Source organism: Blautia glucerasea, assembly GCF_020537505.1.
In the GTDB taxonomy this organism is placed as follows: domain Bacteria; phylum Bacillota; class Clostridia; order Lachnospirales; family Lachnospiraceae; genus Blautia_A.
Genome location: NZ_JAJBMO010000001.1, coordinates 235874 through 262833 on the forward strand (window position 1 = coordinate 235874; position 26960 = coordinate 262833).

Genomic DNA, 26960 nt, shown 5'->3' on the forward strand with positions numbered 1-26960 from the left:
AGCGGCTGATTTTTGAAACGCTATATACTTCTCCCTATTCCTAACCCTGTACAACGAACCATGACCATCTGGCAGCTTCCTATCTGTCGCTGCAAACCTGGAAAATATAGAATTTCAAGTAATACGACTCATCTGCTGACCACAGGATCGGATGATCCGGTGCCTGGGTGCGGTATTCCACCTGACGGAGGCGCTTGTGCACATTCTTGGCAGCCTGTCCAATGGTCTGGGTAAAAAGCTCATAGTCCATAAAATGTGAACAGGAGCAGGTGGCAAGAAAGCCGCCGTCCTTTACCAGCTTCATGGCACGTAAGTTGATCTCACGGTAACCCTTTACCGCATTCTTGATGGAGCTTCTTGACTTGGTAAACGCTGGGGGATCCAGAATTGCCACGTCGTATTTCTCCCCCTTCTCTTCCAGTTCTGGAAGAAGGTCAAATACATCCTCACAGATAAATTTCACTGAGTCAGAAAGTCCGTTTAAGGCTGCATTGGCTGTGGCCTGGTCTACTGCAAGCTGTGAAGCATCCACACCTGTCACTTCTTTCGCTCCTGCATATCCTGCATTTAAGGCAAAAGATCCGGTATGGGTAAAGCAGTCCAGAACTCTGGCGTTCTTGCAAAGCTTCTGGATAGCCAGACGGTTATATTTCTGATCCAGGAAAAATCCGGTCTTCTGGCCATCTTTTACATCAACCTGGTACTTCACTCCATTTTCCACAATTTCAACCAGGGTAGGAAATTCTTCTCCGATAAAGCCCTTGTACGGCTCCATTCCCTCCTGCTTGCGGACCTTCACATCACTTCGCTCGTACACGCCGCGGATCTGAATCCCATCTTCTGCCAGAACTTTTTTTAAAAGTTCTACCAACATTTCTTTATAACGGTCAATCCCCAGTGCAAGGGACTGTACCACCAGCACATCAGAAAACTTATCTACAATAAATCCAGGCAGGAAATCTGCCTCTCCGAAGATCACACGGCAGCTGGAGGTGTCTGTCACCTTCTTACGGTACTCCCATGCATCCCGAATTCTTTTCTCGAAAAAGCCCTCGTCAATTATGGTATTCTCATCTCTGGAAAGAAGACGCACCAAAATCTTGGAATTGGTATTGATAAATCCTCTTCCCAGAGGATATCCATCAAAATCATGAACCAGTACAATATCTCCATTTACAAAGCTTCCCATAATAGAAGCCACTTCATTATCAAAAATCCACATTCCGCCGGATTTTAAAAGGCGTCCTTCTCCCTTTTTCAGGGTTACTACTGCCAGACTCATAGCACTTCTCCTTTGCTTTTGCGATTTAGATAGTATTGTAGCACACAATCCCTGGTTTTACCAGTGTTTCCAGGGGTTCTGGGGAAAAGTCACAGAAATTTCATGAATCTTAAAATTTTATAAAACGCCCGCAGATAGGCTTTCCCATCCTAAAATAAAGTCTCTTTTCCATTTATAACGAAAAAAGCTCCGGAATGCATTCAAACATTCCAGAGTTTTCAATTCTTTACACTTTATTTCGCATTTGCTGCAACATGTACGTCGATCAGGTTTGCCTTAATTAAAGCCGGGCGGACTGCATTGTAAATGATCACAACCAGAATGGTTGATACGATTGCATTTACAAAAGTAGCACCAGCGCTTAATTTTGCAAGAATGCTAGCAACCTCCTGAGGCTGTCCAAGAATGTATTGTTTGTAGAAGTAGCCAACGATAGGATCTGCGATCACGTTAAATGCAAGACCTGCGATGGAAGCGATCAGGCTCCATTTAAATACGTATTTCTTATCGTTGGTCTCATTGATCTTGGCAATCTTGTGGGCTACAAGACCGGTAATAAGGCCAATGCAAAGCTTCAAAACGAATGTTTTCGGTGCTCCTGTAATGTAAACCGGATCCATAAGGTCTGCGATGGTCATTCCAATGGAACCTGCAAGACCGCCGTACCAGCCGCCCAGAAGAAGTGCACCAAGTACGCAGAAGGTATTTCCAATGTGAAGGGAAGTGGCATCTCCACCCGGTACCGGAATCTTAATCTGTAAAAATGTGAAGGATACGTAGCAAAGTGCTGCAAGAAGTGCAGTCTCCGCAAGTTTCATAACGGTAGAATTCTGTTTGTTCATATGTTTCTCTCTCTTTCCCGGAACTTTAATAAGGTTCCCTTTAATCAACGTTTATCTTACCCATATACTGACATGTCTTCAATGGACAGTTTTGAAGTTTTTTACAGGGTCAGTTTAACGTGCTACCTGCGCAAAAGGAGCAGCGGGTTCACTATCCTCACAGTTACACTCTTTGCGAAATCGCACCTGCTGGATCGTTACAAAAAAGGGACAGAAACAAATCTTTTAATATAGATTCATTTCTGTCCCTTATCTTTTTAAATTTGTAAGCAACAACCAGGAATTCACTTATTTGCTGATTCTCTTAGTGATTCAGCATTTTCACCGTTTTTATCGTTCCTGTATTTACAGCATCCCTGAGATTATTCTTCGTAATCCTCCTCAGCAATCGCCTCATCGTAAGAGTCCTCGCCAACCTCATCTGCTGCGCTGTCGTCAATTGTTACATCCTCGGAAGCATCTGCGCCGTCGTAAGTATCCGTAACTTCTCCATACAGCTTCTCGAAGAACTTCATGGTATCTTTATATAAGGTCTCTTTATCTTCAGAAGGAACCGCAGTACCAAGAACATCAATATCCTCGGAGGTTGCGCCGTCATCGATCACATCAATGCCGAAAAGCTTCTTCAGCTCTTTATCCAGCATGTTCAGCTCTGGAGTCACATACTGCTCTGTGCCATCTGTCTCGTAAGAAACAGCTCCATTGCCAAGGATTCCAAGATATTTCTGAAGAACCTTGATGGAAAGCTTATTCGCAGTATCGGAATCCAATGTAACGGTAGATGCAGCATCTGCTCCCATTGCCTCATAAAGAGCATCCTCGTCCCCTTCGTACTCGCCCTTGCAGAAGGTCTTCGCCTGGTCGAATTTTGCCTTGGCATCCTCACTTAAGAAGTCTGTAGCCAGCTGGGATACGTCTGTGATCTCATCTGTGGTATCGGAACCACCGCCAACTTCACTGATGTCTCCATCTGTATTCTCTTCACTGCCGTCTTCTGCAGTATCATCTGTGCTTGCATCTTCTGTATCCTCAGTTCCATCCTCTGTAGGGAACTCTTCCCACTGCTCATCATCAGAGCTGTCTGCTCCTGTCTCCTCTGCCAGTCCCGGATCCTCTGTGGAGCTCTCGATCACATTGTCGCCAAGTGCACCCTGATCTACATTGTCCACAATGCTGTCCGTATCTTCCTCGTCAGAAGAATCATCGCTCTCGTCAGCCTGGCCTGTTACGTTGTCATTTACACGCTCCAGAGTCTCCTGCATTTCAGAATAATCATAATTCTGCTCTGCGATCTGCTTCAGCAGGTTCACAATGGTATTGATCTCATCATCAGAAAGAGAGACATTATTATTATTGGAGATATTTACGACAATGTTGTAGATATCGTCTGCATTCTGGATATTGTCTGCAATAACCTGCATCTTCGCCTGGTTGATAACGGTGGTGGCATCATTCTGTCCTACAGAGTCAGCAAGATTACCAGTCACTACCATCTCCTCAGTAGCAAGCTCCTTCTTCGTCTCATCAAGCTTCTCACCGCTGGCTGTCTCATAAGCCATCTGGATACCAGTAAGAGCCCCTGTACCAGATACCTCAAACGGGCAGGCAGCTACAACCTCACAGTTGGTCACACCAGAGGTGGAAAGGGAACTTGCGATCATATTGCAGGTAACCCAGTTCAGGTTCGCAGTACGGACCTTGATGCCGCCGGAAGTGGTCGGCTTCACATATGCGCAGCTGACTGTTCTGGTACCGATCTGCTCCAGCGGAACGTATGCACTTAAATGATCTCTCTCATCCTGATTGGTAACGTAGATGATCTGTGCCTGGCTGGAATCAACCTTAAAATATCTCAGCATGGTGTTCTTCTGATCCTCGGAAAGATCTGCTCCAAGTGTGACAACCTTCATGGCATCTGCCATCACCGGAATTGTCGGAACCATGCTTCCCATAACCATGGATGCGCTGCAAAGCAGCGTAGCAAATAATTTACCTTTCTTCATAACATTTCCTCCAACTTTCTGTCTGGATTATACTCAGATCTGTGCTTGCAAATCTTCTCAATTGGTAAATACATTATAGCATACTTTTTCTGAAATTTGTAATTTTAATTATCGTTTTGGTCCACTTTTCGAAAATATGTTTGTCCTTTGACAATCGGTACTTTATCGCATATTCCAGATTACCATCCACTATTTCAGTACTTTGTCCAAAACCTCCTGAACCGTCTTCACAGGTATGATTTCCAGTTTCTCTTTCACTTCCTCTGCCACATCCTCCAGGTCATCCACATTTTCATAAGGTATAAACACATGTTTTACACCAGCCCGCTGGGCAGCCATCAGTTTCTCTGGAAGCCCACCGATCGGCATAACACCGCCCCGAAGGGATACTTCTCCTGTCATGGCGATTTCAGATGGCGCAGGCTTACCTGTTACTAGGGAAGACAAAGCCGTTACCAGTGTAATACCTGCTGATGGTCCGTCCTTAGGAACAGCCCCGGCCGGAACATGGATATGAAGGTCATTTTCTTTAAACTTATCCGCAAAGTCCGGATAAAGGGACTTTACAAGGGTAATGGCAATCTGGGCAGATTCCTTCATCACGTCTCCCAGCTGTCCGGTAATAATTACTTTTCCATCTCCCTTTGTAAAAGAGGTCTCGATAAAAAGGATCTCGCCCCCTGCACTTGTCCAGGCAAGGCCAGTCACTACACCAGGAGCTGGATTTTCCAGGATTTTCTCGTGATGGATTCCGTGTCCAAGGAATTCCGGCACACGCTTCCCGCTTACGGTAATGCTCTTCTGTTCTCCCTTTACCAGCTTCACAGCTGCGTAACGGCAAAGCACATCCATCTGCTTCTTCAAGCCGCGCACTCCAGCCTCCGCAGTATATTCCTCGATGATCCGGCGGATCGCTTCATCTGTTACTTTCAGATTCTGCGCCTTAATTCCCATGCTCTTCATAGCTTTGGGCAAAAGATGGCGTCTGGCGATCTGGAATTTTTCCACTGCTGTGTAGCCTGGGAACTGGATCACTTCCATACGGTTCAGAAGCGGCTCCGGAATGGTATCTGTAGAGTTTGCGGTGCACACAAACAATACATTGGAAAGATCATAAGGGACATTCATGTAATGATCCGTAAAGCTTCCGTTCTGTTCCGGATCCAGCACCTCCAGAAGGGCACTGGCCGGATCACCGCCGTAATCCTTGGCAAGCTTGTCAACCTCATCCAGCACCATAACCGGGTTGGCTGCGCCGCTTCGTTTCATGCCTTCCATGATCCGTCCAGGCATAGCACCTATGTAGGTTCTTCTATGTCCGCGGATCTCCGCTTCATCACGGATTCCCCCAAGACTGATCCGCACATATTTGCGGTGAAGCGCCCGGGCAATGCTCTGTCCGATGCTGGTCTTGCCGGTACCTGGGGCACCTACAAACAAAAGGATGGAACCGGACTGCTTCTTATTAAGAGCCATCACAGCAAGCTGCTGGATGATCCTCTCTTTTACTTTTTTCAGACCATAGTGGTCTTCGTCCAGGATTTCTTCTGCCTCATTCAGATCAATGGCTGCAGGTTCCTCTGTTTTCCAGGAAAGACTGGTAGCAAAGTCCAGATAATCGTACAGCATACCATATTCGTGGCTGTCCTTTCCCTCCTGTTTCATACGGTTCAGAACCTTCTCCGCTTCCTTGCGGGCTTCCTCATTCATGCCAGATTCCTGGATCTTCTTCTGGAAACGGCGCACATCGGAAATATTCTCCGGATGCATTTCGTCCAGCTGCTGCTGAAGAAATTCGATCTGCTTCTTGATGGCAGACTCCCGGTAAACCTTTTCGTTGGAATTCTTCTGGGCCGTCTCTGCTTCCTCGCTGACGCGGAAAATCTCCATCAGCTCATAGACAGCCTCTTCCATCAGACGCATACGCTCTTTTCTGGAATCCACCTCGATCATGTGGTATTTTTCTTCCCAGGAAAGGCTCATATAACCAGCCAGGGCACTGACAGCCTCCGGATAGCTTTTCCAGTGATAGATCATGCTCCGTACCCAGACACCCCACTGGAAACCTTTGGCAAAATCCATCAGTTCTTTCTTGATCTTATCAAACTTCGCCTTCTCTTCCTCCGGGGAAATGTCCTGAATATCCGGAAGGTCAACGGCTTCTGCCTGCACGACTCCATCCACATATTCTACAGCCGTTACCTGTACCCTGCCTTTCGTCGTAACCTTGACGCTGCCTTCCTCATCTATGCTCTCAATGGTTCCCATTACTCCCACTGGAAAAATATTTTCCATGGAAATTTCCTCTGGAGCCATCTCTTTTTTCTGTAAAACAAAGAGAATTTCTTCTCCTATATTCTGTTCTTTGATCCTGCCTTCCGGAAACATATCTTTTTTAAAGAAAAATGTAACTTCCGGTAAAAGAAGAAGTTCATAAACTGGTATTGTGATCATACATGTTTCCTCCTTGTATTATCAGCACTCGTTTATTATGAGTGCCAGAGTTATTTTATAGAAAATGGCGAACTCATATGAATTCGCCATCAGATTCTATGATAGTTCATTATAACACTAAATTTAGATTTTGCAATAAAAAAGCGAACTAAAACACGCTCTGCAAATTTTGCTGGTTATCGCAGCAGCCATTCCCTTAGTTTTGCATATAAATCTGCTCCCCTTTTACCAGCGCAAAAGTGGAAAGGTTTTCCCCGTCCAGATTCGTTTTGTGCATATCTACTGCACTGATCTGATGATTGTCGTAGGTATTGTAATAGTAGATTCCCTTATCTGCATTGCAGCAGGAGGTATACAGGGTAATCTCATACTTGTCTTCTCCCAGCTTGCAGCAGCCTCTTTGCTGATCCACGCTGCCAAGGATGTGGAAAAACTGGCTTACGCTTTCTTCCTCAGAATTCCCAGACAGAGAATTCATTTTCACAAAAGCCACTCTCACAAATCTGGACTGGGAAGAAAGATCTCCCGGAAGGCCCAGGCCTCCCATTCCACGGCTATACTGGTTCAGGTCCAGATCTTTTGAAAACGTATTCTCCCTGTTTTCCACAGCAAGGTGCATATAATTGTTCAGATTGAACATCTGGTACTGAAACGGTGGATTGTTGGTAAGGACACCAACCGGATTTTCATAAATCTTCAAGCCTTCTTCTACAGATTCCAGGGTGATGCACTCTTCTTTATCTGCAATGATCCAGTGCAGCTGGGCCACTGGCAGATTTTCCAGAAATGGAGTGTCGATCAGGTTCATTCTGGCAAGAAGCCTGCGCGCTTCTTTTACAGTTGCACACTTTCCAAGGATCCAGGGGATCAGCTCAAACTGGGTGATGTTGTCCTTTCCCTCCACTGGCTTTTTGTAATGGGCATTTCCAACAAAATTAAGGCCGGCAATTCCAAGCCCCTTCTCATTGACTGCATCATAATATAATGGGTAATCCTGCATCACACAAGCCATTCCGATCATGGCATAGTGACTTTTCAGCCGACCGCCCTGACGCAGGTCAAACACATAGTTTCTGGGAGTGACCACCACCTGGTCTCCATAAGAAATCTCATAATCCAGTGTTCTTCCAAAATAGAAATCCTTTGTTTTATAGGTTGCTGCTGTACACATAATCGGTTCCTCCTACACTTATTTTCGCCCTTTGTGCAATTGCGCTTCACAATGGCCAGCCCCTTCCATCCCCGTTACTGTTCACTCCGTGACTAGCAAACCGTTCCTCGGATCATCCTGAATCATCGAACAGGCTGCATTGCAATTTGCCGCTCGTCATGTTATGATTGATAAAACTATATGCGACAAATATTTTTATTATTTTCTCAATTAGTGGGATATATTGTAACACATAATTTTCGATTTTAAACTGTTTTTTCATAATTTTAGACTTTTTTAAGAAAGGACGTTCCTATGAATAAATCCATTGCAGTCGCTGGTACTGGCTATGTCGGGCTTTCCCTTTCTGTTCTTCTTGCACAGCATAACCATGTTACTGCGGTTGACATAATTCCAGAGAAGGTTGCTCTGATCAACAAACGCAAATCCACCATCCAGGACGAATATATTGAAAAATATCTGGCAGAAAAAGAGCTGGACCTTACTGCCACCACAGATGGCGCATCTGCCTATCAGTCGGCTGACTTTGTAATCGTGGCGACTCCCACCAACTATGACAGCCGGAAAAATTATTTCGACACTTCCTCCGTGGAAGCAGTCATTGACCTGGTTACAAAGGTAAATCCTTCTGCCGTTATTGTGATCAAATCCACAATTCCCGTTGGATATACCAAATCTGTACGCCAGAAATTCCATAACCCTAATATTATTTTCAGCCCGGAATTTCTCCGGGAATCCAAGGCGCTTTATGACAATCTTTATCCCAGCAGGATCATTGTTTCCTGCGATGAGAAGACTGCCGAAGCTGCCCATACTTTCGCTGATCTTCTAAAAGAGGGCGCTTTGAAGGAAAACATTGATACCTTATTTATGGGCTTCACAGAAGCGGAAGCGGTAAAGCTTTTTGCCAACACCTATCTGGCCCTTCGCGTTTCTTATTTTAATGAGTTGGATACTTATGCAGAAATGAAGGGGCTGAACACCCGTGATATTATAAACGGCGTGTGTCTGGATCCCAGGATCGGAACCCATTACAACAATCCCTCTTTCGGATATGGCGGCTATTGTCTGCCCAAAGACACCAAGCAGCTGCTCGCTAACTATGATGATGTCCCACAGAATATGATGTCCGCCATTGTGGAGAGCAACCGCACCCGCAAGGATTTTATTGCAGACCAGGTGCTTCAGAGAACTGGCTATTACAGCTATAATGAGGACAATCTGTACCAGTCTGCCATGGAAAAAGAGGTGGTGATCGGCGTCTACCGGCTGACCATGAAAAGCAATTCTGACAACTTCCGTCAGAGCAGCATCCAGGGGGTTATGAAGCGGATCAAGGCAAAAGGAGCCACTGTTATTATCTATGAGCCTACTTTGGAAAACGGCTCTACCTTTTTCGGAAGCAAGGTGGTAAATGATCTGAAGGAATTTAAAGAAAAAAGCCAGTGCATTCTGGCAAACCGGTATGACCGGGTTCTGGATGATGTGAAGGAGAAGGTGTATACAAGGGATTTGTTTGCCCGGGATTAAGGCAGCTATGTTTTGAATTTCCCAATATATATGATTGCATCAATCGCCAAGATTTCATGCAAACATGGACTTTGGCCCGCCTGTTGCACAAACAATCCCCCTTAAGCAGAATTCCTTATCCGCTTAGGGGGGATCTTAATTTTTACTTTATCCAGTTCTCTATCCGACTTATATTGCAGCGAATCTCTCAGCCCTCTGCGGACTGTTTTTTAAAATAGTCATTATAGCTATCCAGTACATCCTTACGTCCTCTTACCCTGATGGGAACCTGGGCTCCATTTCGAAGAATAAAATCCTCCTGCACATCTGTAATGTGCTCCATGTTTACCAGATAACTTTGATGACAACGACAAAAACGAGGGTCATCTATCTGTTTCTCCAGATCCCCCAGCTTCTCCGTGGTCTCAATCTCCGAACCGTCCAGCATATGTAAGGTTACCGTATGGCGATCACTTTCCAGATATAAAATTTCATCCACAAATGGATAACGGTACTGTCTTCGGCATTTCACAGAAATACGTTTGCGAAGCTCCGGCTTCAGCAGTCTATGCAAAAGTGCAGTCGTCTGCTCTTCCTCCGCAGGCTTCAACAGATAACCAGATGCCTCCACCTCATAGCTCTCCAGAGCAAAATCAGGCGAAGCAGTCAGAAATACGATCGGCGCCTTTACTCCCAGCTCCCGCAGCTTCCTGGCGGTGTCCATTCCGTTCAGCGCTCCCATATAAATATCAAGAAAAATCAAGTCCGGCCATAGATAGCCGTCTTCGATGTCTGCAAGGAGGCTCTCTCCAGACTCATACTCCTGGATCTGGGCCTCCCCACCATTTTTCTGAAAGTACACCATTAACTGACGCTTCAGCACAAACCGCTCAACTTCCACGTCATCACATATGGCAATTTTGTTTACCAAAGCTCTCCCAAAGCCTCCTTGTACTTTACTTTTTTATTATAACAGAAAATTCCATCTTTTGGAAAAATCTGCATAATCGTCACGTTTTCGAGCATAATCCTCAATTTTTGAAGCTTCTGCAGAGCCTTTCCCAACTTTTCCCTTCATACTTTTGAAATTTCCATACATCTATAATAGTTTTCTGATAAAAATATAGCACTAAAAAAAGCACTCGTCAAGTAAGGATTAACTATCTGAAATATAAAAAATACCGCAGCAGGTCCATTTTTTCGTGGATTTTGCCTGCTGCGGCTGTTCTATTTTATATTATGACTCTCCAGGAATGCTGAATGGTCATGAATTTTTAGTTGGCAGAATCTTCAGACTCAGCTGCTGTATCATCAGAAGTGGAATCTGTTGTCTCCTCTGCTGTACTATCTTTAGACTCTGTGTCGGAAGCATCACCTGCATCAGAAGCTTCTGCTTCTGAATCGGTCTGACCTTCTTCTGCATCCTTGCTATCCTCTGCAAGAACAGTTGCTGACTCAACTTTTCCGTCTTTATCAAGTTTCAGGATGATAACATCGCCTTCCTTGATGTCAGCTGCCTTGATCGTAGAAATCTGAGCATCTTCACCAACTACCATTGTATAGACATCATCTGCTTTTTCATCCTCAGCAGCTGCGGCATCTGTATCTTCTGTTGTTTCATCTGCTGCAGCGTCATCCGCATTCTCGTCTGTAGCTTCTGCATCATCCGTTTTCTCGTCTGCTGCTTCGGCATCATCGGTTGCCCCATCTGTAGCTTCGGCATCATCTGTTTTCTCGTCTGCTGCCTCTGCATCATCTGTTGTCGCATCTGTGGCTTCGGCATCATCGGTACTCTCATCTGCAGCTGCAGCATCATCTGCTTCTTTGGCAGCTTCCAGAACCTCAAGCTTGTTATGTCCAGTTGCAGAATACAGTGGCGTATCCTCGCTTATATCATAAGACTGGGTTTCATCCTTCAGCTGCAGAGACATGCTCTCAGATTTCTCCTCAGCTTCCTTCTCCCCATCTTTATTTTCTTCTGTCTTATCTTCACTTGCCTCTTTCAGAACTTCACCTGTTTTTACCTCAATAGAAGTATCGGAAACTTTGGTTACCTGACCGATTATGTATTCTGAAACTTCTGTCTCCTCTTCATCGTCAGCAGCAGCGGCCTCTGTCTCTGTCGCCTCTGCAGTATTATCAGCTGCGAGCACACCTACTGGTGATAAAACCATTGCCATACTTAATACGATTGCTGCATATTTACGTTTCATTGAAACACACATCCTTTCAAATATTAAACACCTATCTGGCATTTTTATGAGGCATATTGGAAATCTTTTTCCATCACCTCTAAAACGGTTATTAATATAATCTTAAATTGTGATGGGATTGTGTTTCAATTGTGAGAAAATTGTGATGAATTTCTTAAACAATTCTAAATTCACATACAAAATTAGTTCAATTTTAGCTGCGATTTACTTCATATACAGCGTCTTTTACAATTCTCTGTTATGAGTTTTTTCTTTTAAGGCTTTCTTTCAGGCTTTGCAAAGATCCTTCACAACTTCTCCAGCTATGATCAGCCCCACTACAGAAGGTACAAACGCCACACTGCCTGGGATATCGCGACGTTCTGTGCACTTATGCTTTGCCCCTGGCGGACAGATACAGTGAGTTCTGCAGCTGATGGACATATCCTCAATTGGTCTTGTGGGGATTTCCTCAGAATAAACTACTTTCAGCTTGCGCACACCGCGCTTCTTCAGTTCCCGGCGCATAACCTTGGCAAGAGGGCATACCTTTGTCTTGTAAATGTCTGCCACCTTGAACTGGCTTGCATCCAGCTTATTGCCTGCACCCATGGAACTGATGATGGGAACCCCTTTCTCCTTTGCTTTCATGACCAGAGAAATTTTGGCCGTAACAGTATCGACAGCATCTACAATATAGTCATATTCCTCGAATGGGAAATCATCTGCATTTTCTGGCAAAAAAAAGCATTTATGTGTTTCCACCTTCACGTCCGGATTGATTTCCAGCATACGCTCTTTCATCACATCGGTCTTATATTTTCCCACTGTTTTTCGGGTTGCAATGATCTGTCGGTTCAGATTGGTAAGGCAGACCTTGTCATCATCGATCAGGTCAAAAGCACCTACCCCGCTTCGCACCAGGGCCTCACACACATATCCGCCAACACCGCCAATTCCAAATACTGCTACTCTGGCACCGGCAAGCTTCTTCATCCCCTCTTCTCCAAGAAGGAGCTGGGTTCTTGAAAACTGATTTAACATAAAATTTTCTCTCCTCAATCAGAGACAGTCAACAGATTTTCAGATCATATGATATCTACATACACAGCCTGTCCAAACTGCCGCCTGTTCTATTTTCACATAAAAAGCCCGGGAAGTTTATCCGTCCCAGGCTTTTTCAACATTTATTTAATTTTGAATGCCTATCGAATATCCGCACCAAGCTTAAATTTCAGATTTCCAAGGATCTTCTTTACGAATCTCTCAATATCCTTCGGCTCAAGAGCCTTGTCATCCGGTATGAAGGAAATCTTGAATGCCATACTCTTCTTTCCTTTGCCCAGCTGCTCGCTGCGGTAGATATCGAAGAGCTCTACGTCACCTACCTGCTTGCACGCCTTCTTGATCTCGTTGGTCAGGCTGCCGCAGCTTACCTTCTCATCAACAACCACAGCAAGATCACGGGTCACAATATCGTACTCGGAAATCGGTTTATAGCGCAGACCTTCCGGCATGTGTGCGGAAAGTGCTGCAAAGTCAACCTCACCAAGATAGATCTGGTTATTTGCCTTGCTGTCTTTCGGAAGCTTTAACTCACCAGCGATGCTGTTTGCAAGCTTACCGAAGGAACCTACACGCTCGCCGTCGCAGACCACATATGCAGAAATTCCCGGATGGAGATACGGAACATCTTCTGCTCTCTCATAATCGAAGCTTACACCAAAGGAAGCTGCAAGTTCTTCCATGGTTCCCTTCAGTGTGAAGAAATCCTCTCCCTCGCCAAAGGCTGCAAAGCCAACATGTGGGATCTCATTCGGGAGCTCTGTAAGCGGGAGTGCCTTCGGATAATATACGTTTGCATACTCAAAGAAACGTCCTGCTGTGTTGCCTTTCTTCACGTTCTCAACAACGGTATTTAACATGGACGGAGCCAGTGTTGTACGCATGATAGAAAGATTTGTGGTGATCGGGTTTAACAGACGGATCACGTTACGCTCTTTTGCATCCTCTGCAATATGGAGGGCGTCAAGGTCAGCATCGGAATAGAATGCAAGTGTAGAAACCTCAAAATATCCCTGGGATACCATCACCTGTTTTAATTTTGTTCTTCTCTTCTGTGTTGGGTTTAATCCACCGTTTGTAACTGCCGAATTCTTTAAGAAGGTAGGAACAATGTGCTCGTAGCCATACTCGCGGATCACTTCCTCAGCAAGATCCGGCTCTCCTACTTCGATGTCTTCACGGTAACGCGGTGCTGTAACTGTAAGAACATCGCCATCACGCTCCACTTCGAAGCAAAGTCTGCGGAGAATGTCAAGAACGTTCTCTGCTGGAACCTCGATACCGAGGATCTTGTTAATTCCACTAAGTGTTGCAGTAAATTTCTTTCCTTCTCGTGGTGCACCTGCGCTCACATCAAATGCACTTGCTGTGATTTCACCGCATCCAAGCTCTTCGATCAAATGAAGGGCACGCGCCATACCAATTTCTACCGTGTACTCCGCGATACCTTTCTCATAATGGCTGGACGCATCTGTATTCTGTCCCAGACTTCTTGCAGTCTTACGGATGTTATCACGCATGAATTTCGCAGACTCGAAAAGAAGCTGTGTTGTGTTCTCTGTGATCTCGCTGTTCATGCCTCCCATAATACCAGCAAGGGCTACAGGCTTGCTGCCATCACAGATTACAAGGTTATTCTCGTTTAATTTAAACTCTTTTCCGTCAAGAGTCTGGATCATCTCCTCATTCTTTGCGCGGCGGACAATGATCTGGGAGCTCTCTAAGGTACTCATATCAAACGCATGCATCGGCTGTCCGATCTCCAGCATAACATAGTTTGTGATATCGACCACGCTGCTGATGCTTCGAAGTCCGCAAAGAGCCAACTGACGGCGCATCCATCTCGGGGACTGGCCCGGAGTGATGTTTCTGACGCCATGGCCTAAGTAACGCGGGCAGAGATCCTGTGCCTCTACTTTGATATCAAGGTTTTCATATTTATAATCGCTCTGTTTGTAATCGAGAGCCGGCATCTTAAGCGGCTTGTCAAGAACAGCAGCAACCTCTCTTGCGATACCTAACACAGACTGGCAGTCCGCACGGTTTGCTGTTACAGAAATGTCGAAAATGTAATCGTCTAAGCCAACAACTTTTGCAATATCAGTTCCTGGAACGGTGTCTTTCGGAAGGTCTAAAAGGCCGTAAACTTCAGCACCTGGATACAGGTCATCGTTTAAGCCAAGTTCTTCGCCTGAGCAAAGCATACCGTTAGATTCAATGCCGCGCATAGGTTTTGCCTTGATCCTGATTCCTCCTGGAAGGGAAGAATTGTCAAGGGCTGCTGGTGTGTGCATGCCAGCGTATACGTTCGGCGCGCCTGTTACGATCTGGATATCGTTTCCGTACTCGCCGCAATCTACTTTACAGTTGAAAAGGTGTGTTCCTTCTACCGGTGTGCATTCTTTTACAACCCCCACAACAACACGGTCGATCTCAGCGGAGAGGTCGATCAGTTCCTCTACCTCAAACCCACAGCTGAAAAGCTTATCGCTTAACTCCTGGGCTGTCACATCAATGTCAACATATTCTTTCAGCCAACTAAATGGTACTTTCATGATCTTCTCCCTCCCTTATTAGCCTTTAAACTGCTTCAGGAAACGAAGATCATTCTCATAAAGCAGGTTGATATTGTTAATACCGTATTTTAACATGGCGATACGCTCGATACCGATACCGAAAGCAAGACCAGAATACTCATTGGGATCAATGCCGCAGTTCTCCAGTACCTTATGGTGTACGATACCGCCGCCGAGAACCTCGATCCAGCCAGTATGTTTGCAGAGCGGGCAGCCTTTTCCGCCGCACTCGAAGCAGCTTACATCCACCTCAACACTTGGTTCTGTGAACGGGAAATAGCTTGGACGAAGACGTGTCTTAACATCGCTTCCAAAAATTGCCTGGACAAACTTTTCCAGCATACCCTGAAGGTCACAGAGTGTAATCTTCTTATCCACAACAAGACCTTCCATCTGATGGAACATCGGGGAATGTGTGGCATCACTGTCAGAACGGAATACACGTCCCGGTGCCAGCATCTTAATTGGCGGATTCTTTGCATCCATAACACGGATCTGTCCCGGGCTTGTATGGGTACGAAGTAAGATATCCTCCGCTACATAAAAGGTATCCTGCATATCTCTTGCCGGATGGTTCTTTGCTACATTTAATCTTGTAAAATTGTGGTCGTCATCCTCGATCTCAGGGCCGTCAAAGATCTCAAAGCCCATTCCTGCGAAGACATCGATCATCTCGTTCTCTGTTACAGTAAGCGGATGAAGACCTCCTGCCGGACGCACCTTTGCAGGCATAGTGATATCGACCTGCTCACTCTTGTTGCGGGCTGCAAGCTCTAATTCATCCATCTTATTTTTCATTTCCTGGTAACGTGTTTCTACCTGATTCTTAAACTCGTTGATCGTCTTACCAACGTTCGGACGTTCCTCCTTCGGAACGCTTCCAAGACCTTTCATCAGGTTCGCAATACTGCCTTTCTTTCCAAGGAAGTTCTGCCAGAAATCACCAAGCTGTTCCTTGGACTCCACATGGCCGAGAGCAGCTTCCATCTGCTCTTTCAAAGCCTTGATCTTTTCTTCCATAGTCCACCTCATTCTTTCGGGTATCATTATATGTCTATCAGTATGGGAAAAGGGATTAAAAAAAGCCCCATCCCAATTGGGACGAAGCTGACTCTCCGTGGTACCACCCAGATTCCGCATAATTGCGGCACTCTAACGCCTATAACGGGACTCCCCGTCCTGCACTACTAGATTTCCTTTCGCACAGGCTGCTCAAGAGTGAATTTCCAAAAGATTCCTTCGGAAGGCCTTTCAGCCGATGAACCTTCTCTCTGTTATACCAGATGTTCTTCTGTACTGTCTCTATCAATGCATTTTACATATTGGTGAATGATAGCACAAACTGCCGGATTTGTCAAGTCTGTGGTGGGCAGGGGAGGAAGGCCGCTCTGATTGATGAAGAGTTTGCAGATGAGATGCTCCGGGGGTGGAAACTTTGTACCTGCCATTTTCCTGGAAGTCTTTGAAGAAGCAACTAACGGACGCCATGGAAATGGTGTTTACCAGAAAGTGCAAAAAAATATTTGCTACTGCAACAGCTCAGACGGCTCTTCTCCCTGTTTATACCCGCTTATAAATAATTGGTTCATCATATCCAAAAGTTCTCTTTCCATTAACCTCCATGCTTTCCGATACTTCCAGGCAGCTATCGGAAAACTTTTCCCAAAGCTTAAATATCATTACAGGAGAAAACTGGCTTGTACTACCTCCTTCCCAGATTCCATTCCTTTCATGGTAAAGTGCCGGTGTAAACTTTTCAGATTTTTTCAGTTCAGTATAATCAACTTTCTTCATAGAATTATATGAAAATGTATTCTTATCTTCTCCTGCCGGAATTTCATATGAGGAAAGAAGAATTCCGTCCTCAGTTTCTGTAATAAGGAAAAGATGCGGTGATGCATGACGTTTTCCATTGGTTTCATAATAACTTTCTTCAACAACAAATTTGCCATTAAAGTCCTTAGGTATATTTTTTATTTTATCATTACATATGGTATTTACATGTTCTGCATAAGGATATATTTTTCCAGCCTTCTGCATCATATCAAACTGCTCCTTGTTATCAAAATGTCCTGTCATCATTCCTACAAAACGATTAAGTTTCAGGATTCGTTTTATATCATCCAGATTTTCAGCAAAATAGATTCCCTCTTGCCGCTCGTTGGAAGACAGTCCTTTTTCAACCATATGATTCAGAAGTGCTTTCAAATCATTGTAGTAACCATTCAGATTATAGAGAATACATGGTGCATCCAGATGTTTCAAAGACACCTTCGACATTACTTCTGTAATTTCCTCCAATGTTCCAGTGCCACCTGGGAAGGCAATAAAGGCTTCCCCCAACTCAATCATTTTCTTTTTTCGCTCTGCCATATCCTTGGTCACGATTAGCTTGGTTAACCCGTCATGCTGAAATTCGTTTTCGATAAAAAAATTTGGCTCTACACCTGTTACTTTGCCTCCAGCTTTCAAAACACTTTCCGCAATTGCACCCATCAGTCCAGATTTGGAGCCACCATAGATTAGTGCGTTTCCGCTGTTTCCAATCCATATTCCCAATTCCTCAACTGCATTTCGTAAGCATGGGTCATTTCCTTCGTTTGCACCAAGATAAACTGTAATATTCATAAAAAAATTTCCTCCACAACTCCCGATTGAACAAAATCGCTGCGCGATGGCCTGCCAAGGCTGTGGCGCAGTTTTATTTTTATTAAAATAACAGTGGAGTTACTTTCCATAATCCGTTATTGTTAAGTTACCACACGAAACAACTGAACTAAGAAAGCTCCACTGCCTATGATAAGAATAACATTTTCCAGTCTTTTCCGCAATCGGAATTATGACGCTAATGCACCTCCGAATAGGTAGATGTAATTATTAACACTACTTATTCTGGAGGTTTTATTATGTATCTATCCGCAATGAAGCGGAAAAACGTAACCTGCGTGAAAGAACTATTCAACTGTATTGCTCTGATGTCAGCTACTTCCTTCGTTGGATTGGAAAAAATGTTTCTGATCTTACACTTGACGATGCAGAAAGTTTTCTTACTGCCAAACGTCTGGAAGGAAGGTCTCCTGAAGCTCACAATCACTTGTCTTTTTCAATTAGCGATTCCAAAATATCTGATGTTGACATAGTTGTCCTCCTTATCCTTAATATTTGCTTTTGTGCTTAAATTATATTGTATTTAAGCGTAAAAATAAATATGCCCTTTAGCTTGCAGAAGTAAAAGATAACGCAGCCGAATAATTTCACCAAAAAGCGACAGTCTGATTTACATTTTGTATTTCAGGAACCTGCCGGAAAACCACATTGAATAGAAATTGATTGTAAATTGACACAAACAATTTAAAAATATCCGCATTTTCTTAAATCGAATATATGTTCGTGCTATTTGAAGATTTTATGGATGATCCAGCAAATCAGGATTTTTCAATGGATAACGGTCTGGTTTGCCGCTGGATGACTGCAGTTATTATTTTATAAATAACATTCTTGTGGCATGTCATTAGAGTTTCTACACTTCAAGTAGATACAATGTTATAAATCATATCTAAATATTCTGATTCTCTTTTATTGTATAACCACATTGATCACAAACACTGTCTCCAACCGTTTTCCCGTCCCGAACAAACACTTCTATATCAGCACCGCATTTTGGGCACTTAATTTCTACGATTGAAATCATATTTCGTGCATCCTGACATCCTGAAAAAAAACTCATTTTTTCACCTGCTCCCATACTTTTTTCATATAATCTATAACAATATCACCTACATATGCAATATCTTCTGCCGAAAAAGCCAGCGGAAAATTGTTGGAGAAAATATTCTTTCAAGTAATATTCAAAGGATTTTCTTGTCAGATTAGTCTTTCCTACACCATCTTTTCCTGTTACGGCTATTTTCATTTCTTATTACTTTCTCTCATTTATTGTTTCAAAATTTTCCTCGCAAGCGTATGAATTTCCGGAATTTCCATCATTAGTTCATTTCCAAGCAGTCCCTTTCTTGCAATTTCTGTATCTTCTGAAATAACTGCCAGTACCTTACTCTGATCGTCAATGGACTCCAACATTGTTGGTAAAATCTGTCCGTTCACTTTATTTAACACAAAAAATACAGTTTTTCCAATGCTTTCCCCAAGCTGTTGGATTTTTTTCGTCAGCTTCAATGATTCAAAAGAAGGATCTACGATCATTAAGATCAAATCTACACTATTATCTACGCCACGTCCAAAATGCTCTACACCAGCTTCCATATCCAGCAATACAATTTCATTATTTCCTACCATCAGATGTTTGATAAATTGCTTTAAAATACTATTCATCGTGCAGGCACAGCCTTCATTTGCCTGGTGTATTTTTCCGCTTGAAATAAGCATCACACCATTGTTTCGTGAAATATATTCTTCAGGTATCTCATTCAATGTAAATGGTTCCGATTTGAACTTTTTTGCAAATGCAGACAACTTCACAGTATCAAAAATCTCACCTGCCATCATTGTTTTAAAAGCTTTCTCCTTACCGCCAAAATACTCTGTAAAGTCTCTTGGAAGTTTTACTCCCAGTTGGCGATGCAGCCCATAATTTGATTCATCAGAATCAGCTACAAGGACAGTCTTTCCCATTCGTTCAAATTCTTTGGCAAGCAGTGCTGATACTGTACTTTTTCCACAGCCACCTTTTCCACATACTGTAATCTTCATGCCTTCAATCCTCCAACTCACAATCCTAACTTCTTTACAATTTCTCCCAGTGCACTTCTTACAGGAGAATCTTTCGGAAGCTGTATAATTGGCTTTCCATCGCAGTCATACTGATAAACCTGATTATCATGAGGCACCACACCCAGCAGCTCCAGTCCCTGATTTCGGATTTCTTCCAGAGTTCCGGCATCCAGTTTTCCATCTGGAACACGATTCACGATTAATCCAGTTTTCTGTGGTTTAAAGTTTAATTCATTCATCAGCTTTGCAATACGTCCGGCTGCCTGAACACCTCTTCTGGAATAGTCACTTACAAGAATCGCAACTTCCATCATTGGCAGGATTCCCCTGCTGATATGTTCCATGCCTGCTTAGTTATCAACTACAATATATGGATAATGGCTTTGCAGTTTCTGAACCTGGGTCTGTACAAGACCATTTACAAAGCAATAACAGCCCTGTCCCTGGGTTCGTCCCATTACCATCAGATCATAATCATCTTCTTCCGCAATCGCATCAGAAAGACGCATTTCCAGATATGCCTGCTTCGTCATACCGGATGGGATCTGATATCGTGGGTCTACGCCTGCCCGCTCAATTTCTTCTCTCAGCTCTCCAAGTGTGATCTCCGGCTCCACACCAAGCACTTCATTTAAATTGGCATTCGCATCTGCATCCACGGCCAGAACCGGACATTTCCCACTTTCACACAAATACTGGATCAATAATCCACAAAGTGTAGTTTTTCCTACGCCGCCTTTTCCTGATACTGCAATTACATGTCCCATGTTTTTTCCTCCTGAAATTCTGAACAATCTGTTGACTTTTTCTTTAAGCCTCATTATAGTTGTCACTATATAAATTACAATAATCAATCTATGAAATCTGTTCTGTTCCTCAACACATCCCAAAAACTGTTGAGAAATGATACATTGTAAAGCATACATTCAATGGAGGACATTATGTCGGAAAAAGCAAGAAAGCAGGACCGCCGTACCAGATATACCAGGCAAACTATAAAAGAAACTTTTTTAGAATTATTAAAGCAGAAAAATTTCACAAAAATCACGGTCACTGAAATCTGTAAAATTTCTGAAATAAACCGAGGTACTTTTTATCTGCATTATTACGATATCCATGACGTGTTGGAAGATATTTTAAATGATATAGCACAGGATATGAAAACAACGGTAGAACATTTATTTTGCCCAAACCAGAAAAGCTGTTCCTATCCCTTCTGCCAAAAGATTCAAATGGAAACAAAATATAGATCTCTGTTTCTGGATGACACAATCGCTCCCATTCTTTTGGAAAAAATAGCAGCAAATACAAAAGAAGGCTATGTGACCTGGCTTATGTCACACAGCCTCCTGACCTTTGAGCAGGCAGAATCGGTTTTTTATTTTCAAATGAATGGCTGCCTTTCCATCAACAGGCTGATGCTCCGCAATCACTGTAATGACTGGAAACAGATTCAGACAGTAATCGACAGTTTTATCAAAGCCGGGCTGGAAAGTTTTCTGATTCATGATCAGAGAGAAGAAAATGCTTCCGATAATTTTTGTAGCAAGATTTCTCCGACTGTTACTGCATCTTCTACACTCAGATAATGATCGGCATGATCTTGAAGAAATAGTTTTCCCGATGCAGGAAATTCTTCATCCGCAAACCATATCTTTAAAGTTACCGGATATCTTGGCAGAACTGGAAAAACAGCACACAGATCCGCCTTTGTCTCTGCGAATTCTGCACCCAGGTTTTTACATGCTTTCTGAATTTTCTCAGGATCTTTATCCTGCAAAAGCTTTTCCAGTTTCTGCTCTGCAGTCCGGTCAAACTTGGTTCCTCGAATCAATCCATCTTTCAGGTTACCAAAAGTAATGAGCTTATGTGAGCCTTCTGTGCCATCGGCCATATCCAGATAATGCAGCAATGTCAGATAATGCCATTCATCCATATTTGAGTTAATATAAAACTCAGGAAGTTGAATTTCAATCACTTCGTGAAAACTCGGTACCTCAAGCATATTTCGGCTGCTGTGAAAAACAGCCCCACTTTTTGCAGCAAGATCCTCTCCAGAACGATTTTGCAGCCGTTTTACTGCTGCCTGCAGCATTTCCCGAAATGCACGATTTTCTGTTTGATTTTTATATTCCATAAATTCTCCTTTGTGAATATTTTATCGCATCATATAATAATCAATGTTTATGCAAGAATTTGGTGATTTCATAAATCTGGCTTTGTCCGGATTCTCTTTTATCCATTCCTGGACAAAATTCATTACCTCAGTCATGGTTTCATAATCTTTTCCTCGGAAACAGCAATTCGGACATGTTGGACATGGCCATTTCTTATTTTTAAGCCTGCATGCCTACGATCAACATATTAGATAATCCTCCGTAGGTTTCATTCCTGTGTTGACTTTTCCTTCAAATTTCATTATAGTTGTAATTATATTATTTACAATCGTCAAAATAAAAAATATGTACAAGTTCTCAACACATTAAAAAGAACTGTTGAGAACTTGAGATGTTTTTGACAAATCAGAAATATTTTGTCTCAAAAATGTGAAAACAAAATCATTATATCATTCTACAAGGAGTTTCTTATCATGAAATACTCAACGAAATTAAGCGATGCTGTTCATGTGATGGTTCTGATTGCTATCAACCAGGAAAAATCTCTCTCCAGTGCCTCAATTGCAGAAAGTGTCCATACAAATCCCGGCTTTGTACGCCAGCTTATGTTAAAACTAAAAAAAGCCGGACTTATGACCAGTGTAGCCGGACATGCCCGTCCTTCTCTTTCAAAACCAGCAGACCAGATCACATTGCTGGATATTTATAAAGCAGTTGAAGGCGAGAACCCTCTGCTTCATTTAGATACTCATACCAACCCTGATTGCGGCATTGGCATTAATATTCAGTTGTCTTTGCAGGGATTCTATGATGAAATCCAAAAAACTGCTGAAGGAAAAATGAATACGATTACTTTACAGGATATCATAAATACCTATTATCAGCGAACATCCATGCAAAATAATTTGCAAAACATTATATGACAGGAGAAATAGGCAGGAAACATTTTGTGATAATTTTGGAAAACTCAATATCCCTGAGTGCAGTTTTGTATCAATCAATATTCTAATGTTTCTCCATCAAGTGGAATATCAAGAACAAGTATCCTATACAAATGCACTTTCCTCTTTTGCTTTCTGCAAATCATACTTATCTGCAAATTTTCCAAAATGTTCACGAAAAGAAGGGGTATCACTATAATAAAAGTCACCTCCTCCAGCTGCTGATAAACCGGATGCTCCGCCTACTATGATACACTCTGCCTCCTGCACTCTGCGAACAAATTCCTGAATCTGTTCCTCATAAGAAAGTGGTTTTTGTTTGCTCAACACTACAGCAGTACCGCCGGATGCATAGGTACTATAGTGTCTGGAATAGTTCATTTGTGTTTTCATTACCAAATTTTCATAACAGCTCATTTTTTCATTCTCCTATCTCACAACTGTAATATCTTTAACCACCTTACTTAGTCTATCCTTCCCTTTCTGATTCCATCGGCAACACCTCGTCAAAAGCCCGTATTGCATTGCGAATGCAATCATCACATTCACAGAGTACAACACCTGTATCCTTTCCCTTTAGGTCTTTACATATGGTTGCACCTGAATATTCCTGAAATTTGTTTAATATCTCCCGTGCCGTTATCGCACTTTTCTTCCCCGGCTTTACAATTCCCGCCATCATGGTTGCTCCAATCAATGCACCACAAGTTGCTTCCATACCTCCCATACCTACCGCGAATCCGGATGCAGCATTCGTCAGTATTTCCCTATCAGAATCTGATAAATCAAGCATTGCCTTGATAACCGACTGACAGCAATTAAATCCATTATGTTTGTAATATACTGCTTTTTCTTCTCTTGTCATTTTCCTTAGATTTCCTTTCTGATTTCCTTTAACGCTACCGTAAGATTACCATCCACACCGATGGATTTTTCTTTGATTTCCTCTGGAATGTAAATTTCGCCCTTGTTAAATGTGATATATCTTGCCTGTGGTTCTACTGCTGCTAGCTGCATCAAAGGAGCTTTAATCATCTGATTTCTCCAACCAATGCCAAATTCCAGAATTACCAGCTTCTTTCCATGTAAATTCTGAATAAATTCTTGATAGCGGGCAGCCTTTTCCTTCCAATTTTTCGTTTCTGTAAACGAGGACATCTCACCCCAATTTACTTCCATATCTCCACCGCATTTTGGACATTTCGGCAGTAATTCTTTAGGTACTCTTCCGTTTACTTCCTCTTCTGTCATGGCGAGAACTGCTTTTTGATTAGGATAGACCTCGTCATGACATCTGTTCTTGACATAGGTTTTCAGCACACGCTCACGGCTCATTGCATTGATTAGCCTTACCTCAAAGCCCGACAGCTCAATGTTTGACGGAAGCAGGTCAACGCCCTCTCTGTGGTGGATAATACCCTGTGAAACATCAAGCGTTGTATCGTCTATGATGTTCTGCATCACAGTAGAGAGCGTTATGGGAATATCGTCTGGTCTGTTATAACCCAGAGCCATCGTGAGATTTGCCTGTGCATCGGCATCAATCAACAGGACTTTTTTACCCTGCTGCACCAGACTTACGCCCAGATTGACCGCTGTTGTTGTTTTTCCGACACCGCCTTTCTGGTTAGTCAGAGCAATCACTTTGCAATTTGACATAAATGCGTCCTCCTTTCGCATAGATTTAGCCACTTTGTCAAGGTGGCTATGTAAACAGTACCAGAGAACGCAAAAAAGCCGCCTACTCTTAAAATCAATAAGAATAAGCGGCTTTGTAATCTGCCTTAGACATATTCAATTTTCATTCTCTTGGTCGGTGCATTTGTGACCTTAAAAATAAGCTCGTCAATGCAATCCGTATATCTGTCTTGCTGAATAAGTTGATTTTTTAACTCTACAAGGCTATGTATCAAAAGTTTTCTTTCGTGGCTATCCAAATACAGATGATTAAATTTCTCTCTCATAAGCACACCTCCACTTCTTTAGCTTCATTATATTGGAAAGCAGGGGAAAGGACAAATCTGCGAAAAAGGACAAAAATAAGCGTACCACTATTTCTAATGATACGCCTATCCTCATTAAATCACTTCAAAATGCTTCAACGCATCCTTTATCGCTTCCACTTTCTCCACTGTCGGATGCTTCCTCGGCTGTTTCAATTCCTCTACCGCATTAGGAGCATCGTACATCGGCAAGCCTAAATCTCTCTTTACCTCTGCGATATATGCGGTATGTACTTTGAAGCCGTATTTAGCTTCTATGTACTCCTTTATCATTTTGTAGGTCACTCGTTCTTTGGGCTTATAGCTTTCCGCTCTTTTAGCAATATTATCAAGTGGAACTTTTCCCTCACCCTCGCCAAACTCAACTTTTACGTTGATATGTCCGTCTGGCTTTTTGTGGGAAAGCAGTACTACCGTCTCAACGGTACTTTCGTTGTCCCAACAAAGTTCCTGTGTTTCCCTGTCTCCAAAATACACCGGAAAACGGAACTTTATGTGCTTCAGGAATCTGCCATCCGGCTGCTCCTGATCGTAAATGTCCACACGTTCTACAAAGCTGTTGAGAAATTCTTTCTTCTCCAAGTCGGTGAACTTATCATATAGTTTATCAAAATATAAAAGGAATTGATAGACGTTTTCTTCTGATATTTTCTGCTGCTGGATATTCAGCAAACGCTTTTTAACTTCTTCTATGCTATTTTCCACGCCTTCAATTTCATCATACAGCCGATATAACCTTGTCTCCATATCCTGATATTTCTTTTCATAAAATTTGTCCATGATATCCAGGTTATCCATCTGTTGGCCTAGCCTTGCCTTTGCTCCTGTCAACTGCCTATGCTGTTTTTCCAAATTTTCGATTTCTCTTTCAATTTCATCTGTGTCAATCCTTGAACCGATTTTTTTTCGGATCGCTTCTTCAAATTTGGGATTCTGTACCAGTTTCCGGATAACCTCTTCAACTGCATTATTGACCTTATCCTCGCTCCATTGCTTATGGTAATCACATCTGTGACCATTCATTAAACGACGGTGTTTGCAGGCATAATAAAAATAATCCTTATACAAAGTTCCATCTTTCTTTTTCTTTCGGTTCACATTTCCATACATTCCACTTCCACATAGCGGACATTTCAAGATTCCGGATAAAATATGTTCATGATCTAAGCTATGGATTTTCTCATATTTCACTCCATTTTTTACCCTTTTCTGATGTGCCAGTTCCCAATCTGTCTCTGAGATAATCCCTTCATGAATACCATCATATAACATATAATTCTCCTGTTTTACAATACGGTATTCATTTCGTGTTCCAGCAACCTTTTCATTCTTTCTTCGTCCGTAAGCCAGTTTTCCACAGTAAACCGGATTGTCCAAAACACCTTTTATAAAAGAAGCGGCAAATGCATCCAGTGTATTATTCTGTCTCTTTTTCTTTTTATATCCATGCTGATTCAGCCATATGGCGATCGCAGCAATTCCCATATTCGTATGAATAAATTTATCATAAATCAGACGTATGACCTCTGCTTCATCCTCTGCAATCTGTAATTCTCCATTTACCAGTTCATAGCCATATGGAGCAAATCCACCGTTCCATTTCCCTTCTCTGGCTTTCTGTTTACGTCCCTCCATTGTCTGGACAAGGATATTTTCCCTTTCAATCTCTGCCACCGCAGACAGAACGGAAATCATCAGCTTTCCACTATCTTTGGAGCTGTCAATCCCATCCTCAACACAAATCAGATTCACTCCAAAATCCTGCATTCTTTGCAGAGAGTTTAACACATCTGCCGCATTACGGCCAAATCTGGAAAGTTTGAATACCAGTACAAACTGTATCTCATCTGTGCCATTCTCTATATTATCCAGCATTCTCTGAAATTCAGGTCTTCCCTCCACGCTTTTTCCAGATTTACCTTCATCTGAATACTCATTTACGATTTCCATATTTTGAAATTCTGCATAACGCCTTAATTTTTCTTTCTGAGCATCCAGACTGTATCCATCTACCTGCATGGTTGTGGATACTCTGGTATAGATATTACATTTAATTTTTATATTCTTCATAGTC

General features: G+C 42.8%; 22 protein-coding genes, 2 pseudogenes and 1 other annotated feature. Of the genes and pseudogenes, 4 read left to right on the forward strand and 20 right to left on the reverse strand.

Annotation, left to right across the window (positions count from 1 at the left end; translation table 11 throughout):
• Positions 1-79: 79 nt before the first annotated feature.
• The 5 genes from LIQ05_RS00995 to bsh all read right to left on the reverse strand — a co-directional run bounded on the left by LIQ05_RS00995 (position 80) and on the right by bsh (position 7752).
• A complete protein-coding gene (locus LIQ05_RS00995) occupies positions 80-1282 on the reverse strand; it encodes a class I SAM-dependent rRNA methyltransferase (protein ID WP_226817979.1) in 1203 nt (400 codons plus the stop codon).
• A gap of 233 nt (positions 1283-1515) precedes the next feature.
• Complete coding sequence (locus tag LIQ05_RS01000) at positions 1516-2124, reverse strand: ECF transporter S component (RefSeq protein WP_226817980.1); 609 nt, start codon at positions 2122-2124, stop codon at positions 1516-1518.
• A gap of 362 nt (positions 2125-2486) precedes the next feature.
• Complete coding sequence (locus LIQ05_RS01005; RefSeq protein WP_226817981.1) at positions 2487-4127, reverse strand: DUF1002 domain-containing protein; 1641 nt, start codon at positions 4125-4127, stop codon at positions 2487-2489.
• 189 nt (positions 4128-4316) lie between these two features.
• Entirely contained in the window at positions 4317-6581 is a 2265-nt protein-coding gene (gene lon / locus LIQ05_RS01010) for an endopeptidase La (protein WP_226817982.1), read from the reverse strand.
• 196 nt (positions 6582-6777) lie between these two features.
• Positions 6778-7752, reverse strand: coding sequence for a choloylglycine hydrolase (bsh, locus tag LIQ05_RS01015; RefSeq protein WP_226817983.1), 975 nt, complete (start codon positions 7750-7752; stop codon positions 6778-6780).
• A 294-nt stretch (positions 7753-8046) separates the two neighbouring features.
• Between bsh and LIQ05_RS01020 the strand changes: the two genes are divergently transcribed.
• On the forward strand, positions 8047-9282 hold the full coding sequence (locus tag LIQ05_RS01020) for a nucleotide sugar dehydrogenase (RefSeq protein ID WP_226817984.1): 1236 nt from the start codon (positions 8047-8049) through the stop codon (positions 9280-9282).
• A gap of 187 nt (positions 9283-9469) precedes the next feature.
• Here LIQ05_RS01020 and LIQ05_RS01025 read toward each other — a convergent pair whose 3' ends face one another.
• The 7 genes and pseudogenes from LIQ05_RS01025 to LIQ05_RS20190 form a co-directional block, all read right to left on the reverse strand.
• Complete coding sequence (locus LIQ05_RS01025; RefSeq protein WP_226817985.1) at positions 9470-10192, reverse strand: LytR/AlgR family response regulator transcription factor; 723 nt, start codon at positions 10190-10192, stop codon at positions 9470-9472.
• A 343-nt stretch (positions 10193-10535) separates the two neighbouring features.
• The gene (locus tag LIQ05_RS01030) at positions 10536-11474 is read right to left on the reverse strand and encodes a hypothetical protein (protein WP_226817986.1); all 939 of its coding nucleotides are present in this window, start codon (positions 11472-11474) and stop codon (positions 10536-10538) included.
• A gap of 267 nt (positions 11475-11741) precedes the next feature.
• Complete coding sequence (locus LIQ05_RS01035) at positions 11742-12497, reverse strand: ThiF family adenylyltransferase (protein ID WP_226817987.1); 756 nt, start codon at positions 12495-12497, stop codon at positions 11742-11744.
• Positions 12498-12658: 161 nt separating this feature from the next.
• Positions 12659-15073 carry a phenylalanine--tRNA ligase subunit beta gene (pheT, locus tag LIQ05_RS01040; RefSeq protein WP_226817988.1) on the reverse strand — a complete coding sequence of 805 codons (2415 nt, stop codon included), beginning with the start codon at positions 15071-15073 and terminating at the stop codon, positions 12659-12661.
• Positions 15074-15091: 18 nt separating this feature from the next.
• Positions 15092-16114 (reverse strand): phenylalanine--tRNA ligase subunit alpha, encoded by a 1023-nt coding sequence (pheS, locus tag LIQ05_RS01045; protein ID WP_226817989.1) that lies wholly within the window; start codon positions 16112-16114, stop codon positions 15092-15094.
• 74 nt (positions 16115-16188) lie between these two features.
• Positions 16189-16412, reverse strand: a binding site (T-box leader).
• Positions 16413-16654: 242 nt separating this feature from the next.
• The gene (locus tag LIQ05_RS20185) at positions 16655-17203 is read right to left on the reverse strand and encodes a hypothetical protein (protein ID WP_226818055.1); all 549 of its coding nucleotides are present in this window, start codon (positions 17201-17203) and stop codon (positions 16655-16657) included.
• Positions 17204-17218: 15 nt separating this feature from the next.
• A pseudogene (locus LIQ05_RS20190) lies at positions 17219-17722 on the reverse strand (TIGR00730 family Rossman fold protein); the annotation flags it as partial.
• A 286-nt stretch (positions 17723-18008) separates the two neighbouring features.
• Here LIQ05_RS20190 and LIQ05_RS01060 point away from each other — a divergent pair.
• Entirely contained in the window at positions 18009-18272 is a 264-nt protein-coding gene (locus LIQ05_RS01060; protein ID WP_226818056.1) for a phage integrase N-terminal SAM-like domain-containing protein, read from the forward strand.
• 755 nt (positions 18273-19027) lie between these two features.
• On the opposite strand, the gene LIQ05_RS01065 is transcribed toward LIQ05_RS01060, so the two are convergent.
• Together LIQ05_RS01065 and LIQ05_RS20235 are read right to left on the reverse strand one after the other, a co-directional pair.
• On the reverse strand, positions 19028-19804 hold the full coding sequence (locus LIQ05_RS01065; protein ID WP_226817990.1) for a P-loop NTPase: 777 nt from the start codon (positions 19802-19804) through the stop codon (positions 19028-19030).
• Positions 19805-19821: 17 nt separating this feature from the next.
• Positions 19822-20592, reverse strand: a pseudogene (locus tag LIQ05_RS20235) (AAA family ATPase).
• 174 nt (positions 20593-20766) lie between these two features.
• Here LIQ05_RS20235 and LIQ05_RS01075 point away from each other — a divergent pair.
• On the forward strand, positions 20767-21414 hold the full coding sequence (locus tag LIQ05_RS01075) for a TetR/AcrR family transcriptional regulator (RefSeq protein WP_226817991.1): 648 nt from the start codon (positions 20767-20769) through the stop codon (positions 21412-21414).
• On the opposite strand, the gene LIQ05_RS01080 is transcribed toward LIQ05_RS01075, so the two are convergent.
• Positions 21336-21962, reverse strand: a complete 627-nt coding sequence (locus LIQ05_RS01080) for a DUF3786 domain-containing protein (protein WP_226817992.1) — start codon at positions 21960-21962, stop codon at positions 21336-21338. The two genes, LIQ05_RS01075 and LIQ05_RS01080, sit on opposite strands and share 79 nt — an antisense overlap.
• Before the next feature lie 453 nt (positions 21963-22415).
• On the opposite strand from LIQ05_RS01080, the gene LIQ05_RS01085 reads away from it, so the two are divergent.
• Entirely contained in the window at positions 22416-22865 is a 450-nt protein-coding gene (locus LIQ05_RS01085; RefSeq protein WP_226817993.1) for an Rrf2 family transcriptional regulator, read from the forward strand.
• A gap of 123 nt (positions 22866-22988) precedes the next feature.
• Here LIQ05_RS01085 and LIQ05_RS01090 read toward each other — a convergent pair whose 3' ends face one another.
• The 5 genes from LIQ05_RS01090 to LIQ05_RS01110 form a co-directional block, all read right to left on the reverse strand.
• A complete protein-coding gene (locus tag LIQ05_RS01090) occupies positions 22989-23300 on the reverse strand; it encodes a hypothetical protein (RefSeq protein WP_226817994.1) in 312 nt (103 codons plus the stop codon).
• Positions 23301-23352: 52 nt separating this feature from the next.
• Positions 23353-23748: a C-GCAxxG-C-C family protein gene (locus LIQ05_RS01095; protein ID WP_226817995.1), complete on the reverse strand. Its 396-nt coding sequence runs from the start codon at positions 23746-23748 to the stop codon at positions 23353-23355.
• 5 nt (positions 23749-23753) lie between these two features.
• Positions 23754-24542 (reverse strand): ParA family protein, encoded by a 789-nt coding sequence (locus tag LIQ05_RS01100; protein WP_226817996.1) that lies wholly within the window; start codon positions 24540-24542, stop codon positions 23754-23756.
• Positions 24543-24667: 125 nt separating this feature from the next.
• Positions 24668-24847: a hypothetical protein gene (locus LIQ05_RS01105; protein WP_055199999.1), complete on the reverse strand. Its 180-nt coding sequence runs from the start codon at positions 24845-24847 to the stop codon at positions 24668-24670.
• 114 nt (positions 24848-24961) lie between these two features.
• Positions 24962-26956 carry a recombinase family protein gene (locus LIQ05_RS01110; protein ID WP_226817997.1) on the reverse strand — a complete coding sequence of 665 codons (1995 nt, stop codon included), beginning with the start codon at positions 26954-26956 and terminating at the stop codon, positions 24962-24964.
• Positions 26957-26960 lie beyond the last annotated feature (4 nt).